This is a genomic window from Roseomonas sp. AR75, assembly GCF_005222815.1.
Taxonomy (GTDB): domain Bacteria; phylum Pseudomonadota; class Alphaproteobacteria; order Acetobacterales; family Acetobacteraceae; genus Falsiroseomonas.
Map to the genome: position 1 here is coordinate 1125273 of NZ_STGB01000001.1, position 16671 is coordinate 1141943.

General features: G+C 68.6%; 17 protein-coding genes. 2 read left to right on the forward strand and 15 right to left on the reverse strand.

What is annotated here, in order from left to right; genetic code table 11:
• Window positions 1-112 precede the first annotated feature (112 nt).
• Both E4T13_RS05315 and E4T13_RS05320 read right to left on the reverse strand, forming a co-directional pair.
• Complete coding sequence (locus E4T13_RS05315; protein WP_137177162.1) at window positions 113-577, reverse strand: DUF3237 domain-containing protein; 465 nt, start codon at window positions 575-577, stop codon at window positions 113-115.
• Window positions 577-993: a rhodanese-like domain-containing protein gene (locus E4T13_RS05320; RefSeq protein ID WP_137177163.1), complete on the reverse strand. Its 417-nt coding sequence runs from the start codon at window positions 991-993 to the stop codon at window positions 577-579. The genes E4T13_RS05315 and E4T13_RS05320 overlap by 1 nt, the downstream gene beginning before the upstream one ends.
• 119 nt (window positions 994-1112) lie before the next feature.
• Here E4T13_RS05320 and E4T13_RS05325 point away from each other — a divergent pair, with 119 nt between their 5' ends.
• Window positions 1113-1550, forward strand: coding sequence for a hypothetical protein (locus tag E4T13_RS05325; RefSeq protein WP_137177164.1), 438 nt, complete (start codon window positions 1113-1115; stop codon window positions 1548-1550).
• Window position 1551: 1 nt separating this feature from the next.
• Here E4T13_RS05325 and E4T13_RS05330 read toward each other — a convergent pair whose 3' ends face one another.
• The 10 genes from E4T13_RS05330 to E4T13_RS05375 all read right to left on the reverse strand — a co-directional run bounded on the left by E4T13_RS05330 (window position 1552) and on the right by E4T13_RS05375 (window position 13355).
• Entirely contained in the window at window positions 1552-2724 is a 1173-nt protein-coding gene (locus E4T13_RS05330; RefSeq protein WP_137177165.1) for an isovaleryl-CoA dehydrogenase, read from the reverse strand.
• Window positions 2725-2726: 2 nt separating this feature from the next.
• Complete coding sequence (locus E4T13_RS05335; RefSeq protein WP_137177166.1) at window positions 2727-4334, reverse strand: acyl-CoA synthetase; 1608 nt, start codon at window positions 4332-4334, stop codon at window positions 2727-2729.
• 145 nt (window positions 4335-4479) lie between these two features.
• Window positions 4480-5709: a phenylacetate--CoA ligase family protein gene (locus E4T13_RS05340; protein WP_137177167.1), complete on the reverse strand. Its 1230-nt coding sequence runs from the start codon at window positions 5707-5709 to the stop codon at window positions 4480-4482.
• Window positions 5706-6545 (reverse strand): ABC transporter ATP-binding protein, encoded by an 840-nt coding sequence (locus E4T13_RS05345; protein ID WP_137177168.1) that lies wholly within the window; start codon window positions 6543-6545, stop codon window positions 5706-5708. Before E4T13_RS05345 ends, E4T13_RS05340 begins: the two co-directional genes overlap by 4 nt.
• On the reverse strand, window positions 6542-7828 hold the full coding sequence (locus E4T13_RS05350) for an ABC transporter substrate-binding protein (protein ID WP_137177169.1): 1287 nt from the start codon (window positions 7826-7828) through the stop codon (window positions 6542-6544). The genes E4T13_RS05345 and E4T13_RS05350 overlap by 4 nt, the downstream gene beginning before the upstream one ends.
• 23 nt (window positions 7829-7851) lie before the next feature.
• Window positions 7852-8925, reverse strand: coding sequence for a branched-chain amino acid ABC transporter permease (locus E4T13_RS05355; RefSeq protein WP_137177170.1), 1074 nt, complete (start codon window positions 8923-8925; stop codon window positions 7852-7854).
• Window positions 8925-9818, reverse strand: a complete 894-nt coding sequence (locus tag E4T13_RS05360; RefSeq protein ID WP_137177171.1) for a branched-chain amino acid ABC transporter permease — start codon at window positions 9816-9818, stop codon at window positions 8925-8927. Before E4T13_RS05360 ends, E4T13_RS05355 begins: the two co-directional genes overlap by 1 nt.
• A 9-nt stretch (window positions 9819-9827) precedes the next feature.
• Window positions 9828-11732 carry an AMP-binding protein gene (locus tag E4T13_RS05365; protein ID WP_137177172.1) on the reverse strand — a complete coding sequence of 635 codons (1905 nt, stop codon included), beginning with the start codon at window positions 11730-11732 and terminating at the stop codon, window positions 9828-9830.
• Window positions 11729-12538, reverse strand: coding sequence for an ABC transporter ATP-binding protein (locus E4T13_RS05370; protein WP_137177173.1), 810 nt, complete (start codon window positions 12536-12538; stop codon window positions 11729-11731). The genes E4T13_RS05365 and E4T13_RS05370 overlap by 4 nt, the downstream gene beginning before the upstream one ends.
• Before the next feature lie 79 nt (window positions 12539-12617).
• The gene (locus E4T13_RS05375; protein WP_137177174.1) at window positions 12618-13355 is read right to left on the reverse strand and encodes a glycerophosphodiester phosphodiesterase family protein; all 738 of its coding nucleotides are present in this window, start codon (window positions 13353-13355) and stop codon (window positions 12618-12620) included.
• 103 nt (window positions 13356-13458) lie between these two features.
• On the opposite strand from E4T13_RS05375, the gene E4T13_RS05380 reads away from it, so the two are divergent.
• A complete protein-coding gene (locus E4T13_RS05380) occupies window positions 13459-13758 on the forward strand; it encodes a hypothetical protein (RefSeq protein WP_137177175.1) in 300 nt (99 codons plus the stop codon).
• Window positions 13759-13772: 14 nt separating this feature from the next.
• On the opposite strand, the gene E4T13_RS05385 is transcribed toward E4T13_RS05380, so the two are convergent.
• The 3 genes from E4T13_RS05385 to E4T13_RS05395 are packed head-to-tail and all read right to left on the reverse strand — an operon-like array spanning window position 13773 to window position 16575.
• Window positions 13773-14744, reverse strand: coding sequence for an ABC transporter ATP-binding protein (locus E4T13_RS05385; RefSeq protein WP_137177176.1), 972 nt, complete (start codon window positions 14742-14744; stop codon window positions 13773-13775).
• A complete protein-coding gene (locus E4T13_RS05390) occupies window positions 14741-15637 on the reverse strand; it encodes an ABC transporter permease (RefSeq protein ID WP_137177177.1) in 897 nt (298 codons plus the stop codon). The genes E4T13_RS05385 and E4T13_RS05390 overlap by 4 nt, the downstream gene beginning before the upstream one ends.
• The gene (locus E4T13_RS05395; protein ID WP_137177178.1) at window positions 15634-16575 is read right to left on the reverse strand and encodes an ABC transporter permease; all 942 of its coding nucleotides are present in this window, start codon (window positions 16573-16575) and stop codon (window positions 15634-15636) included. Before E4T13_RS05395 ends, E4T13_RS05390 begins: the two co-directional genes overlap by 4 nt.
• Window positions 16576-16671 lie beyond the last annotated feature (96 nt).

Below are 16671 nucleotides of genomic sequence, written 5' to 3' on the forward strand. Positions count from 1 at the left end.
GCCACACGCCCCCGGAACTCCCCGGTATGCATTGTGCATTCAACTACCGGAGATTGATAAAGCGATCAACAATCAACCAAGGATTGCCAAACGGACGAAAGCGACGGACGGGTCAGAGGATCGCGTAGACGTCGTAGATCGGGCCTTCGGGCGGGCGCTGGCCGACAGCGACCGCGAGCACGCGGTTCAGCCACTCCAGCGGCCCGGGCCCGGTCTCGAAGCGGATCGCGGTGCGCATGTAATAGGCGGAGGCGTCCACTGCCTCGCCCACCGCCAGCTTCGCCAGCACATCGGGCGCGCCGGCGCGAATGCCGGTGTAGGTGATGCCGATGATCTGGCCATCCTCGGCCTGCAGCATCGCGCGCACATCCAGCCGCGTGCCGCCATCCGTGCCGGTTGTCATCCAGTCGGCGCCGCCGGGCAGAACGATGCCGTTCGCGGCCGGACCGCGGAAGGTGCCGCTCCGCACCAGGCCGATGCGGCGGTCGCCGAGCGGCGTGGGATAGGCGGGGCCGGGCTCCACCGCGATCCGGATGCGGAACAGGAAGTCCGTGTTCAGCGGCAGGGGCGTGGTCATCAGCGCTGCCTCCAGGGAAGGCCATCGGCCTTCCAGCCGGCGACGGTGCCGCGATGGCCTTCGGCATCCACCGGCCCTTCGAATCCGTCGGCGACGTTGAAGGCGTGCGGGAAGCCGGCCGACTGCGCCGCCTGCCCCGCCGCCAGCGACCGCGCGCCGGAGCGGCAGATGAAGTAGAGCTTCGTCCCCGGCGTGGCGCCGGCGCGGTGCAGATGCTCGGCGAAGGCGCCGTTCACCTGCATGCTGGGATAGACCTGCCAGGGGATCAGCACCGTCTGCTTGCCGAGGGAGCCGAGGTCCGGCACGCCGACAAAGTTCCATTCGGCGTCGGTCCGCACGTCGACAAGCATTGAGTCCTGGTCCTGGGCGAGTTCCTGCCAGGTGGCGCGGGGGCTGACGTCGGGCACTCCGGGCATGCTGCGGACTCCTTTGTTCGGCGCGGAGGATGGGTGCTCCGGGCGGGCGGGACAAGGCGGGTGCTGACGCATCGCCGTGGACATCCGATAGTCAGGCCGTCGGAACGCAGGGGGCCGCCATGCTGCCGTCGCGCTGGGATGCGGTGAACATCGTCGTCACGCTCTTCGTCCACGGCACCTTCGCCGCGCTTGGCTGCTTCGTCATGGCGGCAACCTGGCAGACCGCGGCCGTGAACCTTTCCGTCCAGGGCGTGGGCATCGTGCTGGGGTTCTGGCTCGGCGTGTTCCTGGTGCCGATGTCGCGCAAGCAGCGCCAGGACCTGAGCAGCGCGGCCAAGGTGGTCACCGCCTTCCTCAGCGGCTGGGCGCTGTCGAAGCTCGACCCGCTCGCCACGCGGCTGGTGACGGAGAGCGTCGTTGCCAGCGAGCTTGCCACGTTCCGCACCGCCGCGTTCCTCTGCTCGGGGCTGATGCAGGCGCTGCTGATCTCGCTGATGGGCTGGTATCGCGTGCGCCCGATGCCGGACTTCGAGGAGGGGCGGGCCGAGCAGGGCTGAGCTACGCCGTCTCCCGGAAGATCTCGCGGCCGATCAGCAGGCGGCGGATCTCACTGGTGCCGGCGCCGATCTCGTAGAGCTTGGCGTCGCGCAGCAGGCGACCGGCCGGGTATTCGTTGATGTAGCCGTTGCCGCCGAGGATCTGGATCGCGTCGAGCGCGGCCTTGGTTGCGGCCTCCGCCGCGAAGAGGATGGCGCCGGCGGCGTCCTTGCGGCTGCCGCGGCCGCGGTCGCAGGCGCGGGCCACGGCATAGACATAGGCGCGGGCGGCGTTCAGCGCGGTGTACATGTCCGCCACCTTGCCCTGGATGAACTGGAACTCCCCGATGGACTGGCCGAACTGCTTGCGGTCGTGGATGTAGGGTACGACGAGGTCGAGGCAGGCCTGCAGGATGCCGAGCGGACCGGCGGCCAGCACAGCGCGTTCGTAGTCGAGCCCCGACATCAGCACGCGCACGCCGCCATTCACCTGGCCCAGAACGTTCTCCGCCGGCACCTCGCAATCCTCGAAGACGAGCTCGCTGGTGGGGCTGCCGCGCATGCCGAGCTTGTCGAGCTTCTGCGCGGGCCGGAACCCGCGAAAGCCGCGCTCGACGATGAAGGCGGTGATGCCCTTGGGGCCGGCATCGGCATCGGTCTTGGCATAGACCACCATCGTCTCGGCGTAGTGCGCGTTGGTGATCCAGAGCTTGGTGCCGTTGAGGATGTAGCGGTCGCCGCGCTTCTCGGCGCGCAGCTTCATGGAGACCACATCCGATCCCGCGCCGGGCTCGGACATCGCCAGCGCGCCGAGATGCTCGCCGGAGACAAGCTTCGGCAGGTAGCGGCGCCGCTGTTCCTCGGTGCCGTTGATGCGGATCTGGTTGACGCAGAGATTGGAATGCGCGCCGTAGGAGAGGCCGACGGAGGCGGAAGCACGGCTGACTTCCTCCATCGCGACGGTGTGCGCCAGGTAGCCCATGTCGGAGCCGCCATACGCCTCCGGCACGGTGATGCCGTGCAGGCCGAGCGCGCCCATCTCCGGCCAGAGATGGCGGGGGAATTCGTCGGTGCGGTCGATTTCGGCGGCGAGCGGCGCGATCTTCTCGTCGGCGAAGGCGCGGGTGGTGTCGCGCAGCGCGTCGATCGCGTCGCCGAGCTCGTGGTCGAGCATGGGCATCTGGTTGGCGGCCATGGTCACGGGTCCTTGGCGCTGAACTGCTTCCTGAGTACGCCACGCATGATCTTGCCGGTAGCGGTCTGCGGCAAGCTGTCCGCGAACTCCACCTGGCGCGGGTAGAGATGCGCGGCAAGGCGGGTGCGGACGAAATCCTGGATGTCGCGCGCGAGCGCGGCATCCGGCGTGATCCCGGGCTTCGGCACGATGACCGCCGTGACGCGCTCCGTGCGCAGCGGATCGGGCAGGCCGATCACCGCAACCGCCTGCACGGCCGGATGGGACAGGAGAAAATCCTCCACCTCGCCGGGGCCGATGCGGTAGCCGGCGGAGGTGATCACGTCATCGTCGCGACCGAGGAAGGTGAGGTACTCCTCCTCGTCCGCGATGCCGCGGTCGCCGGTGATCAGCCAGTCGCCGCGGAATTTCTCGCGCGTGGCGCCAGGCCGGTTCCAGTAGCCGAGGAACATGACGGGATCGGGCGCGCGGATGGCGATGGCGCCTTCGGTGCCGGGCGGCACTTCGTGACCGTCGTCGTCGAGGATGGCGACCTCGTGGCCTGGCACGGGGCGGCCCATGCTGCCGGGCTTCACCGGGAACAGGCCGGCGCAGTTGGAGACGACGAGGTTGCATTCGGTCTGGCCATAGAATTCATTGATCGTCAGGCCGAAGGCGGAGCGTGCCCAATCCAGCATCTCGGCGCCCAGCGTCTCGCCGCCCGAACCGATGCTGCGCAAGCGATGGCCGAAGCGGGCGGGATCGGGAACGGCGCGCATCATCTTGAGCGCGGTCGGCGGCAGGAAGGCGTTCCGGACGTTGTGGCGCGCCATCAGGGCGAAGGCGTGCTCGGGATCGAATTTCTGCATCCGGTGCGCGAGCACGGGCACGCCGTGGAACAGGCTCGGCAGCAGCACGTCGAGCAGGCCGCCGATCCACGCCCAGTCGGCCGGCGTCCAGAACAGGTCGCCGTTTTGCGGGAAGCGCTCCTGCGGCAGTTCCACGCCCGGCAGGTGGCCGCGGAGCACACGGTGGCCATGCAGCGCGCCCTTGGGGCTGCCGGTGGTGCCGGAGGTGTAGATGATCAGCGCGGGATCATCGGGGCCTGTCGCGGCGCGGGCATGTGTGTCCTTCGCGCGGGCCATCTGCGCAGCGAGGTCAGTGGACAGCACGCAGCGCAGCGTGGGCAGGCGCGCGCGGATCGGCGCGATCTTGGCGAGGCCGGCCTCGTCCGTGATCAGCGCGGCGGCGCCGCAATCGGCGAGGCGGTATTCCAGCGCATCGGCGCCGAACAGCAGGAAGAGCGGCACCGCGATCGCGCCCATCCGATAGGCGGCAAGATGCGCGACGGCGGCTTCCGGGCATTGCGGCAGCAGGACGCCGATGCGGTCGCCGCGGGCGATGCCCTGGGCTTCAAGGACATTCGCGAGGCGGCAAGCGCGACGGTGCAGTTCGTCGAAGGTGATCCGTTCCACCGCGCCGGTGTCGTGCAGATGGATAAGCGCCGTCCGGCCGGAGCCGACCCAACGGTCGCAGGCTTCCTCGGCGATGTTGCAGGCGGCAGGGATGCGCCAGCGGAAGGCGTCACGCAGGTCAGCGTAGGTTGCGGCCGGTGGGAGGAGCGCGGTCATGCGTTGTGCAGGGCAGGCCGCGCGGCCCCCACCCCGCCCCGCCCCCGCATGCGGGGGAGGGAGAAGAGGCGCATCCTGCTCCCTCCCCTGCGACGCGGGGGAGGGTTGGGGTGGGGGCGCGACGGAGCGTGCCGACCCGATGCCGTCACCCCGCCCTCGTATCCTCGATCACCTTGCCATCGTTCGGCAGCGCGCCGGGCTCCTCCAGCCGCACCTCGCCGCGCAGGCGCGTGATGCCCTGCAAGGACTTCGCCAGGCTCTCCACCAGCGCGGCGTCGCGCACCGGAGTCTCGACACGCAGCAGCATCGTGTCCCTGCCCTCCGCGCTGCCCACCACCAGCCGCGCGCGGCCGAGACCCGGATGCGCGCGCATCACCTCCGCCACCTGTTCCGGCCGAACGAACAGGCCGCGCACCTTCGTCGCCTGGTCGGCGCGGCCCATCCAGCCCCTGATGCGCGCGTTGGTGCGGCCGCAGGGCGACGTTCCCGGCAGGATTGCCGAAAGGTCGCCGGTGGCGAAGCGGATCAGCGGGTCGGGGCTGTCGAGCAGCGTGACCAGCACCTCGCCCACCTCTCCTTCCGGCACGGGGTCACCGGTGCCGGGGCGGACGATCTCCACCACCACGCCTTCGTCCACGATAAGCCCCTCGCGCGCTTCCGACTCATAGGCGATGAGGCCGAGATCTGCGGTGCCGTAGCTCTGCAGCACGGTCAGGCCGCGATCGGCGTAGAAGCTGCGCAGCCCCGGCAGATAGGCGCCGCCGGTCACATGGCCGAGCCTGAAGCACGACAGGTCCAGGCCAAGCGCATCGCCGGCCTCAAGGATCGCCTTCAGATACTCTGGCGTGCCGGCGTAGCAGACGGGACGGAGATGCGCCGCCGCGCGCGCCTGCGCCTCGGTATTGCCGGGGCCGGCGGGAAACACCGGGCAGCCGAGGGCGCGCGCGCCGAGATCCAGCATGAAGCCGGCCGGCGTGAAGTGATAGGCGAAGCAGTTGTGCAGCAGCAAACCGCGCCGAAGACCGGTGGCGTGCAGCGCGCGCGCGAAGCGCCAGGGATCGGTGCCCGCCGCCACGCCTTCGTGGATTGGTCCCGGCGAGGCGAAGACCCGGGCAAGGTCGCGCAGCGGCGTCACGTTGAGGCCGCCGAGTGGCGGCACTTCCGCCTGCAGGCGGATCAGTTCGGACTTCCGCGTGACAGGAAGGTGCGAGAGCACCTCGACATCCACCACGCCGGCCGCGTCCACATCGTGCAGCAGGTCGTGATAGGCCGACGCGCGCTGCGCGCGCGCGATGGCATGCGGCAGCGCCACCGTCAGGGCCGCGGCGCGCGCCGATGCACTGCGGCTTTCCAGCCCATCGTAGTGGTTCGTCATAGCCAGCGTTTCCGCCGCTTGTAGGATTTCAGGTTGCGGAAGGACTTGCGGTCCGCGCCATGGCCGCCGAGGTAGAATTCCTTCACATCCTCGTTGTTCGCCAGCGCCTCCGCCGTGCCGTCCAGCACCACCTTCCCCTGCTCCATTACATAGCCGAAGGAGGCGACGGAGAGCGCCATGCGGGCATTCTGCTCGACCAGCAGGATGGTGATGCCGAGTTCCTCGTTCAGTCGGCGGATGATTCCGAAGACCTCCTTCACCAGCAGCGGCGAAAGGCCCATGGAGGGCTCGTCCATCAGGATCAGCTTCGGTCGCGCCATCAGCGCGCGGCCGATGGCCAGCATCTGCTGCTCGCCGCCCGAGAGGTAGCCCGCAAGCCCCGTGCGTTCCTTCAGCCGCGGGAAGTAGGAATAGACCATCTCGATGTCGCTCTTCACGCCGCTGTCATTGCGCGTGAAGGCGCCGAGGCGCAGGTTCTCCAGGCAGGTCATGTCCGCCACGATCCGGCGGCCTTCCATGACCTGGAAGATGCCCTTGCGCACGATCCGGTGCGCCTCGATCCCGTTCAGGCGCTCACCCGCGAAGCGGATGTCGCCGCGGGTGACCTCGCCTTCCTCCGACTTCAACAGGCCGGAGATCGCCTTCAGGGTGGTGGACTTGCCGGCGCCGTTCGCGCCCAGCAGCGCGACGATCCTGCCCTTCGGCACGGCAAGCGACAGGCCGCGCAACACCAGGATGACGTCGTTGTAGACGACCTCGATGTTGTTGACCTCGAGCAGCGGCGGCTCCGCAGTTGCCTGCGGAGCCGTGCTGCCGAGTGCCGCGGCTTCGCTCACCAGCCCAGCCAGTCGTTGCGGCGGTCGAGCGTGATGGTTGTCACCGGCTCCAGCTTCATCGTGCCGTTCGCCATCAGCTCCGCCACCGTCCCGCTGGACGTGTCGCCTGTCACGCGGGCACGGTAGAGGCCCACGCGCATCGTGCCGCGATGGTCGGTGGCGGTGAAGGTGGATGGCACGCAGACGCCTTCGAAGCCCTGCGGCACCCAGTTCTGCCGCGCGTAGAAACCATCCCGGATGCGCACGCCGGTGATCTGGCCGTTGTTCGCCGCGGCAGTGTCCATCGCCTCCACCATCAGCATCGCCGCGCAGACGCCGGCCAGGTAGTGCACCGGGCGATAGGCGTTGCCGGCGGTGTCGGAGGTGCGGGAGATCGCCTGCATGGCCTGCATGCCCGGCGCGTCCTGGCCCCAGACCACTGCGGTGCGCACGGGGAAGACCACGCCGTTCGCGGCGGCGCCGGCGGCCTTCATCGCGTTCTCGTCCATGCCCCAGACATTGCCGAGGAACTGCACCTGCACGCCGGCCGTCTGGCATGCGCGCAGGACGGAGATGTTCGACCCCGCCGTGTTGCCGAGATAGGCATAATTGGCGCCCTGCTGGCGCAGCGTCAGGCATTGCGCGGTGTAGTCGCCCGGCGTCAGGGCGAATTGGATCGCGGGCAGTACCTCGAACCCGAGTTCCGCTGCGAGCGCCTCGCCAGCGGCTTTTGGCGAGTTCGGATACGGATGGTTGGCGCCCATGTGGACGTATTTCGGCCGCCCCTGCTGCCCCCGGCGTTCCCAATCCTGCTTCGCCCAGATCAGCATGCCCCGCAACGCGTCGGAGTAGGACGGGCCATAGAAGAAGTTGAACGGCGCGGCTTCCACGCCTTGCCGCCCGCTACGCCCGCCGGCGTCCGTCAGCGCCGCGGAGTAGGAGCCGGAGATGTAGGGAATGCGGTCGCGCGTGACGAAGCGGACCAGCGCCTCGGTATCCGCGGTGCCCCAGCCCTGGATGGCGACGACGTTCTGGCGCGACCAGGCCTGGTACTGGCTGACCGCGCGCGGCGCCTGGTAGCCATAGTCGAAGCCGAGCACGTTGAGCTGGCGGCCAGCCACGCCGTTGCGCGTGGCGTTCACCCAGCGCAGCGCGTCCGACACGCCCTGGCCGTAGGGAACGCCGACATCGCTGGTGGCGCCCGAATTGTCCATCAGGTGACCGACCGGGATCGGCTGCGCCGCGGCGGGCAGCGAGATGGCCAGCACGCCCGCGGCGGCCAGCAGGGTCTTGCGTGTGAGCATCACTCGGTATCCTCCCATGTCGTTCAGTGCGAGTACGGGTAGAGCTTCCAATACGCCTTCACCAGACGCCAGCGATGCGCCAGCCCATCCGGTTCGAAGATCAGGAAGGCGATGATCGCGCCGCCGATCGCCATCTCCCGCAGGTAGGAGATCGAGGCGCCGATCCGCAGCGTGCGGTCGATCGCGCCGCCGGCGAGGGCATCCGCGATGCTCTGCACCACCTCCGGCAACAGCACCATGAAGGCGGCGCCCATCAGGCTGCCCATGATGCTGCCCAGGCCGCCGATGATCACCATGCCCAGGAACTGGATGGAGAAGAGGATGTTGAACGCCTCCACGCTGACGAACATCAGGTAGTGGGCGTAGAGCGCGCCGCCGATCCCGGCATAGAGGCTCGCGATGCCGAAGCTGAGCGTGCGGTAATAGGCGAGGTTGATGCCCATGATCTCGGCGGAAAGATAGTGGTCCCGCACGGCGATCAGCGCGCGGCCATCGCGCGTGCGCATCAGGTTTGCGGCCCCGGCGAACATGACGATGACGAAGAACAGCACGACGTAGAGGTAGGTCTCCTCCCGGTCGAAGGCGAAGCCGAACAGGATCAGCGGTTCCGTGATGCGCCCGGCGACACCGCCGGTAAACCAGGCGGAACGGGCGAAGAAATCCTCCAGGATGAACTGCGCGGCGAGCGTCGCAATGGCGAGATACAGGCCCTTCAGCCGTGCGGCCGGTGCGCCGAAGACCAGCCCGACAACCGCGGTGATCACACCGGCCAGCGGGATGCAGGCCCAGACGGGCACATGGAAGCTGTCGTGCAGCCAGGCCGAGGCGAAGGCGCCGACACCGAAGAAGGCGGCATGGCCGATGCTGATCTGCCCGGTGAAGCCCACCAGGATGTTCAGCCCCAGCGCCGCGATGCCGAGAATGCCGATGTTGATGAGCAGCGAGAGCTCGTAGCGGCCGAAGAACAGCGGCGATGCTGCGACCAGCGCGATGCCCAGCCACAGCGCGATGCGGCTGTTGCGCGTGGGGAAGATCGTCGTGTCGGCGCGGTAGGTGGTGCGGTAGTCGCCGGCCGGTGCGAGGGAGACGGTCGCCATCAGACGCGCTCTATGTTGCGCGTGCCGAACAGGCCGTAGGGCTTGATCAGCAGGATCAGCACCAGCGCGTAGAAGGGGGCGATCTGGAACATGTTGCCCCAGTTCAGCCACTGGCTGTCCAGGTAGTGCGCCCAGTTCTCCAGCAGGCCGATGATCACCCCGCCAAGCACCGCGCCCAGGATCGAATCCAGCCCGCCCAGGATCACCGCCGGAAACACCTTGATGCCGTAGAAGGAGAGCGCCGAGGAGACGCCGTTCACCACGCCCACCACCACGCCCGCGACCGAGGACACCACCGCCGAGATCGCCCAGGACATGGCGAAGACCTTCGGCACGGAAACCCCGAGCGACTGCGCCACCTGCTGGTCGAAGGCGGTCGCCCGCATCGCCAGCCCGTGCTTCGAGCTGGTGAAGAACCAGGCGAAGCCGAGCATGATCAGCAGCGATATGGCGAGCGAGGCGAGGTAGACCGTCTGCACATCCAGCCCCAGCACCTGCACGCGCTCGGTGGCGAAGATCGGCGGGAAGGGCTTGGCGAAGACGCCGAAGATCCACTTCATCAGCGCCTGGAAGAAGATCCCGAGGCCGATCGTCGCCATGATCACGCTGATCACGGGCTCCCCGATCAGCGGCCGCAGCACGACCACCTGCAGTACCAGGCCGAAGACGGTCATGAAGGCCAGCGTGAACAGGAAGCCCATCCAGAAGGGCAGTTGCCACTCCGTCAGGAACCACCAGCACACCCAGGCGCCGACCAGCAGGAACTCGCCCTGCGCGAAGTTCACCACCTGGGACGCCTTGTAGATCAGCACGAAGCTCATCGCGACGACGCCATACAGCGCGCCGACGATCAGGCCATTCAGCGTTAGCTGGAAGAGCAGCGTGAGGTCCATCGTCTCGTCCTACTCCGCCGCCATCGCCGCGCGCGCCGTGCCGAGCCGCACCACGTCCAGCGTCGTGCGGATGCGCTGTTTCGTACCGTCCTGGAACGCGATCGTGGTGTCCACGGGGATCGCGGCATCGCCGCGGTAGATCGCGCTGATGATGTCGCCGTATTTCTGCGCGATGACGCCGCGCCGCACCTTGCGGGTGCGCGTCAGCTCCTCGTCGTCGGCGTCCAGCTCCTTGTAGAGCAGCACGAAGTCGCGCAGCTGCTGCGCAGGCGGCAAGGTGGCGTTGACCTTCTCCACCTCCGCCCGCAGCAGGTCGAGCACCTGCGGCTTTGCCGAAAGGTCGGAATAGGTGGTGAAGGCAATGCGGTGGCGCTCCGCCCATTTCGACACGATGGGGAAGCGGATGCAGATCATCGCCGCCAGGTGCGGCTGGCTGGCGCCAAGCACCACGGCTTCGGCGACGTAGGGGCTGAACTTCAGCTTGTTCTCGATGTATTGGGGGCTGAAGCGCGTGCCGGTGCTGGTCTCCGCGATGTCCTTGATGCGGTCGATCACCACCAGCCGCCCGGTCGGCGCGATGAAGCCGGCATCGCCGGTGTGCAGCCATCCCTCCCGCAGGTCGGGATTGTCGTTCACGCCGAGATAGCCGCTGAACATGTTGGGGTGGCGCGTCACGATCTCGCCCACGCCATTCGCGTCCGGCCGGTCGATGCGCAGCTCGATCGTCTCGTCGAACACCACGCCGACGCTGTCGAAATCCACCTCCTTCGCCCGGTGGAGCGTGTAGGCGCCGAGCAGCTCGGTCTGGCCGTAGAGCTGCCGGAGCGGAACGCCCATGGCCTGGAAGAAGCGGAAGGTGTCGGGTCCCAGCGCCGCGCCACCGGTCGCCGCCGAGGTGAGGTTGGAGAATCCGAGGCGGTCGCGCAGCGCGCGGAACAGCAGCGCGTCCGCCGCGCCGGAGCGCTGCCCCTTGTCCACCGCCTCCAGGCCCATCCTCATGCCGAGGTCGAACATGCGGCGCTTGAAGGCGGAGGCGTCCATCACCTTTGCGCGCACCTCGGCCGCCAGCGCTTCCCAGACGCGCGGCGCGAACAGGACAAAGGTCGGCCCTATCTCGCGGAAATCGGCCATCATCGTCTCGGGTTCCTCGACGAAGTTGACCTTCATGCGGCTGATCAGGCCCCAGCCCAGCACGTAGATCTGCTCCATGATCCAGGGCAATGGCAGCACCGAGACGTATTCGTCCCGCGGCCCCTTCGGATCGGCGGACAGGTACGACCGGCAATGCCGGATCAGCGCGCCGCCGGTCAGCATCGCGAGCTTCGGCCGCGCCGTCGTGCCGGAGGTGGTGCAGAGGATCGCGATCTCCTCGCCCTGCGTCGCAGCCACCATCTCCTCGTAGAGCCGCGGCTGCTCCAGGTTCAGATCCAGGCCGGAGCGGATCAGCGCCTCCAGCGGGACAAGGCGCGGATCGTCGTATTTCCGCATGCCGCGGGGATCGGCGTAGACAATGTATTCCAGCGTCTTCACGCGGTCGGAGACGTTGAGCAGCTTGTCCACCTGCTCCTCATCCTCCGCCAGCACGATGCGCGCGCCGGCGTATTCCAGCAGGTAGGCGACCTCGTCATCCAGCGCGTCGCGGTAGATGCCGAGGGAGCGCGCGCCCAGCGCATGCGCCGCGATCTCCCCCATTACCCATTCCGGCCGGTTGTCGCCGATCAGCCCGACAACGTCGCCGGCGCCGATGCCAAGGCGCTTCATGCCCAACGCAATGGCCCTCGTGCGTTCCTGGTAGTCGGCCCAGGTCAGGCTGCGCCAGATGCCGAACTGCTTCTCGCGCAGCGCGATCTCGTTCCCGTGCCGCGCGGCGTTGTGCGCCAGCAGCTTCGGCAGCGTGTCGAGGCCGGTCGTCACGCCACCTCCTCGGCCGGCTGGGTGACCTCATCCGCCTCGCCGAGATAGGCGCGCCGCACATGCGGATCGGCCAGCACCTCCTCCGGCTGTCCTTCCGCGATCTTCCTGCCGAAATCGAGCACCATGACGCGGTGGGAGATGTCCATCACCACGCCCATGTCGTGCTCGATCATCAGCACCGTCATGCCCCATTCCTCGTTGAGGTCGACGATGAAGCGGGCCATGTCCTCCTTCTCCTCGAGGTTCATGCCGGCCATCGGTTCGTCCAGCAGGATCAGCTTGGGCTTCAGCGCGACGGCACGCGCAAGCTCCACGCGCTTGCGCAATCCGTACGGAAGCGTGCCGGCCTGCGCCTTGCGCACATGCTGGATCTCCAGGAAGTCGATGATCTCCTCGACCTCGCGCCGGTGATCCAACTCCTCCTTCTGCGCGCCACCGATCCAATAGAGCATGCCGCGCAGGAAGCCCGCCTTCAGCAGGTGGTGGCGGCCGACCATGATGTTGTCGAGCACGCTCATGTGGCCGAACAGCGCCAGGTTCTGGAAGGTGCGGCCGATGCCGAGGCCGGCGCGGCGGTTCGGCCCCAGCCGCGTGATGTCCTGCCCCTCGAACTGCACGCGTCCCTCGGTCGGGCGGTAGCGGCCGGAAACGCAGTTGACCATCGAGGTCTTACCCGCGCCGTTGGGCCCGATGATCGAGAAGATCTCGCCGCGGTTCACGGAGAAGGAAACGTCGGTCAGCGCCCGCACGCCGCCGAAGCGAAGGCTGACCTTGTCGGCTGCGAGGACCGGCGCCGCTTCCGCCACGCGGACGTGCTCCCTGTCGTAACGTTATCGTCTTGTCGGCAAGTCTAGCGGCGGCGGCGCGCGGCCCGCAACGGGCCGTTCAGCCCCGCAGGCGGATGGCAAGCGGCGGATCGTCGGTGGCGAAGATGTCGACGCCGAGCTCGATCGTTCGCCGGATCGAGGCGGCATGATTGGCGCCCCAGGTGCCGACCCCGAGGCCTGCCTCCCGGAAGCGCGCGATCATCGGGGCGTTCAGAACGCCGGTGGTCAGGCCGATCTCGGCCACGCGGATCCGCTGCGCCACGGCGATCACGCCTTCCAACCCGATATCCATGAGGGTCGGGACCTCGACCAGCCAGGCGACGCCGGCGAGGCCACCGGCAGCCTGCGCTTCGGCCATGGTGTCGGCGTTGAAGCCGATGATCCAGCTCCGCTGCCGCTGGCCTGCCGTGTCGAGCCGCGCCAGGGTGCGCGGGACGATCCCGGGATAAGGTCGCCGGGCCGCGTCCGACTTGATCTCGATGCGCGGGGCAACGGCGCTCGGCGCCAGGATGGCCAGGTATTCAGCAAGGGTGGGCGGCGCCTCGCCGCCGGTGCCGCGCACCCGCACCGCCTGCAGTTCGGCGGCGGTGCGGGCGACCACCGGGCCACTGGCATCGGTGGTGCGGTCGAGCGTTGCGTCGTGCATCACCACCACCTCGCCATCGGCGGTGAGGTGGACGTCGCATTCCGCCTGCTCCACCGCCAGCCGGGCGGTCTCGCGGAAGGCCGTGGCACTGTTCTCGGGCCAGAGGAACAGGCCGCCGCGATGGGCGGCAATCAGGGGGCGTTGGCTCATGGGCGCATCCTGGCGCGGCGTCGGCGCCGAATCCAGGCGGGGCGGTTTCGATGTGGCTGCCGCCCGGCCTATAGTCCGGGGGAAGCGACGTTCCGGAGGGCGCATGACCCTGCACCTGGTTGTCCATCGTCCCGCTGCCGAGGGCGAGGCCGCGGAGGCCGAACGGGCCGCCTTGCAAGAGGCCGTGTGGGAAGTGGCCGATTCGCATTGGGCACCGGCCGAAGGGGCGCTCCTGGTCTCCTGCGACCTGTCGGCGGCTTATCTGGTCTCGCATTTCCGCGGCGGCATGGCACGCCGGGGCCACAAGGAGCCGGGCCTGCTGATGGTGGTCCCGATGAATGCCGAGAGCGCCTGGCTCGGCCTCCCGGAGGATGGCGAGGAGTGGGTGCGCGGCGCCCTGTGAGGCGCCCGCGCCCCTCAGCCGTGCAGGTGGCAGGCCACCCCGCCCTGCCCTTCCCCCGGTGCGATCGTCCAGCGCGGCAGGGTGGTTGAGCAGACTGGCATCGCCTGCGGGCAACGCGGGTGAAAGGGGCAGCCGGGCGGTGGGTTCGCGGCCGAGGGGATCTCGCCGATGATGCGCGGCAGTTCCGCCCGCCGCGCTGGATCGGGCAGCGGCGAGGCATCGCGCAGGATGCGGGCATAGGGGTGCATCGGATCGGCCAGGACACGGCCGGCCGGCCCTTCCTCCACGATGCGGCCGAGATACATCACGGCCACGCGGTCGCAGAACCAGCGGATCACCGAGAGGTCGTGGCTGACGAAGAGGAAGGCGAGCCCGCGGCGCTGCCGCAACTCCTTCATCAGCAGCAGCACCTGCGCCTGCACGGAGACGTCGAGCGCCGAGACCGGCTCGTCGGCGATGATCAGCTCGGGCTCCACGGTCAGGGCACGCGCGATGCCGATGCGCTGGCGCTGGCCGCCGCTGAACTCGTGCGGGAACCGCTCGAGCGCCGCGGGCGGCAACCCGACCTCCTCGAGCAGCGCGCCGGCGCGGCGGCGCGCCTCCGCGCCTTCGGCAATGCCGTGCACGCGCATCGGCTCCATCAGTGCGGAGCCGATGGATTGCCGCGGGTCCAGCGAGGAATAGGGGTCCTGGAAGACGATCTGCATGCGCCGGCGGAAATTCTTGAGTGCCGCGCCATTGGCCGCCCGGAAATCCTCGCCGCGATAGAGCACGCGCCCCGCGTCGGGCTCGATCAATCGCAGCAGGGCGCGCGCGACGGTGGATTTGCCGCAGCCGGATTCTCCCACCAAGCCGAAGGCCTCGCCCTCGCCGATGGTGAAGGAGACATCCTCCACAGCGCGCACGGTGACGGTCTTCGGCTTCGGAAACCCCTTCTTCGTGACGAAGTGCTTGCGCAGCCCTTCAACCTGCAGGACCGCGCTCATTCGTTGCGCAACTTTGGATCGGTGGCGTCGCGCAGCCCGTCGCCGACCATGTTGAGGCCAAGGACCAGCAGCAGGATCGCGATGCCCGGAAACACGGCGAGCCAAGGCGCGTCGAGGATGTTCTCGAAGCCGTCGCGGGTCATGCCGCCCCATGTCGGCGTCGGCGGCTTCACGCCGAGGCCGATGAAGGAGAGCGAGGCCTCCACCCGCACCGCCGTCGCCAGCCAGAGCGTCGCCATCACCATCACCTCCGAGGTGATGTTGGGCAGGATGTGGCGGAAGATGATGCGGGTGTGGCTGTAGCCCAGCGCGCGCCCGGCCTCGACGAAGGCGCGTTCCTTCAAGGCGAGCGTCGGGGCGCGCGCGATGCGCGCGAAGGGCGCGATGGCGGTCAGCGCGATGGCGACGATCAGGTTCACGAGGTCCGGCCCGAGCAGGGCCACAACGATCAGGCCGAGGATGAGCGAGGGGAAGGACAGGAGCACGTCCATCACCTGCATCACGAACAGGTCGAAGCGCCCGCCGATATAGCCGGAGACCATGCCTATGGCGCCCCCGATGACCATCGCCGCCAGGATCGCCGAGAGCGAGACGCTGAGCGAGATGCGCGCGCCCCAGAGCAGGCGGGAGAGGATGTCGCGGCCGAACTGGTCGGTGCCGAGAAGGTAATCCCCGCCCGGCGGCTGCAGGCGGTTGATGATGTCCTGGTCTGCCGGGTCGTATGGCGAGATCCACGGCGCCAGCACGGCACCCGCCAGGATCAGCAGGCAGATCAGCGCGCCGATCATCGTCGTGGGATTGCTGCGCGCCTTGCCCAGCGCGCGCTTCCAGGGGGATGGCGGCGGTGGCGCGACCTCGGCTGCCACCAGCGGATCGTCGGAGACGGCACTCATGCCGCCTGAACCCGCGGATCGAGCACGCCGTAGAGCAGGTCGGTCACGGCGTTCACCACGACGATGAGGAAGCAGTAGATCACCATCAGCCCCTGCAGCATCGTGTAGTCCCGCTGATTCAGCGCGCCAACGATGATCTTGCCGAGGCCAGGGCGGTTGAACACGATCTCGGTCAGCACCGAATTGCCGAGGAGTATGCCGACATAGAGGCCGACGACGGTCACGATCGGAAGCGAGGCATTGCGCAGGCCATGCACCCAGACCACGCGCCGCCAGGGCACGCCCTTGGCGCGCGCCGTGCGGATGTAGTCTTCCGACAGGGAGGCCAGCATGGCGCTGCGTGTCACCCGCGTGATGTAGGCCGCCATGATCAGGCCGAGCGTGACAGTGGGCAGCACCAGCTTGTGCAGCCGGTCCGGCAGGTCATCGAGGTTGGCCGAACCGATCACGGGGAACAGCCGCCAGTGCAGCGAGAACAGCAGCAGCGCGAAGATGCCGCTGACGAAGACCGGGAAGGACAGGCCGAACAGCGACAGGATGCGCGCCGCCACATCCACCGCGCGATTGCGGTGCAACGCCGCCCAGATGCCGAGCGGCACGCCGGTGGCGACGCCGAAGATCATCGACGCGACCGTCAGGTCGATGGTGTGCGGCAGCACGGCCGCCACCTCGTCCAGCACCGGGCGGCCAGTCACCAGGGACGTACCGAAATCGCCCGTCAGTGCGTTGCCGATGAAGCTCACATACTGCTCCCACAGCGGCCGGTCGAGGCCCAGCCGCTGCCGCAGCGCCGCCGCGGCCTCGGGCGTCGCCTGGTCGCCCAGGATGACCAGCGCCGGGTCGCCAGGGACGATGCGGACGATCACGAAGACGAGCGTCAGCACCGCCAGCAGCGTCGGCACGGCGGCCAGAAGCCGCCGTACGAAGAAGAAGAACATCAGTCTTGCATGCGCATCGACGCCAAGGCGTCGATGCCCTCAAGCGCCGGCGCGCGCCGCCGCGCGCTTGGCTCGCCGCATGCGCGGCGGGCCGCG

What these genes read in the sequence shown, in the direction of transcription:
- E4T13_RS05380 (WP_137177175.1), top strand. Translation starts at nt 13,459, where the DNA reads ATGACCCTGCACCTGGTTGTCCATCGTCCCGCTGCCGAGGGCGAGGCC.
- E4T13_RS05315 (WP_137177162.1), bottom strand. Translation starts at nt 577, where the DNA reads ATGACCACGCCCCTGCCGCTGAACACGGACTTCCTGTTCCGCATCCGG.
- E4T13_RS05385 (WP_137177176.1), bottom strand. Translation starts at nt 14,744, where the DNA reads ATGAGCGCGGTCCTGCAGGTTGAAGGGCTGCGCAAGCACTTCGTCACG.
- E4T13_RS05390 (WP_137177177.1), bottom strand. Translation starts at nt 15,637, where the DNA reads ATGAGTGCCGTCTCCGACGATCCGCTGGTGGCAGCCGAGGTCGCGCCA.
- E4T13_RS05340 (WP_137177167.1), bottom strand. Translation starts at nt 5,709, where the DNA reads ATGACGAACCACTACGATGGGCTGGAAAGCCGCAGTGCATCGGCGCGC.
- E4T13_RS05335 (WP_137177166.1), bottom strand. Translation starts at nt 4,334, where the DNA reads ATGACCGCGCTCCTCCCACCGGCCGCAACCTACGCTGACCTGCGTGAC.
- E4T13_RS05360 (WP_137177171.1), bottom strand. Translation starts at nt 9,818, where the DNA reads ATGGACCTCACGCTGCTCTTCCAGCTAACGCTGAATGGCCTGATCGTC.
- E4T13_RS05320 (WP_137177163.1), bottom strand. Translation starts at nt 993, where the DNA reads ATGCCCGGAGTGCCCGACGTCAGCCCCCGCGCCACCTGGCAGGAACTC.
- E4T13_RS05355 (WP_137177170.1), bottom strand. Translation starts at nt 8,925, where the DNA reads ATGGCGACCGTCTCCCTCGCACCGGCCGGCGACTACCGCACCACCTAC.
- E4T13_RS05375 (WP_137177174.1), bottom strand. Translation starts at nt 13,355, where the DNA reads ATGAGCCAACGCCCCCTGATTGCCGCCCATCGCGGCGGCCTGTTCCTC.
- E4T13_RS05350 (WP_137177169.1), bottom strand. Translation starts at nt 7,828, where the DNA reads ATGCTCACACGCAAGACCCTGCTGGCCGCCGCGGGCGTGCTGGCCATC.
- E4T13_RS05325 (WP_137177164.1), top strand. Translation starts at nt 1,113, where the DNA reads ATGCTGCCGTCGCGCTGGGATGCGGTGAACATCGTCGTCACGCTCTTC.
- E4T13_RS05330 (WP_137177165.1), bottom strand. Translation starts at nt 2,724, where the DNA reads ATGGCCGCCAACCAGATGCCCATGCTCGACCACGAGCTCGGCGACGCG.
- E4T13_RS05395 (WP_137177178.1), bottom strand. Translation starts at nt 16,575, where the DNA reads ATGTTCTTCTTCTTCGTACGGCGGCTTCTGGCCGCCGTGCCGACGCTG.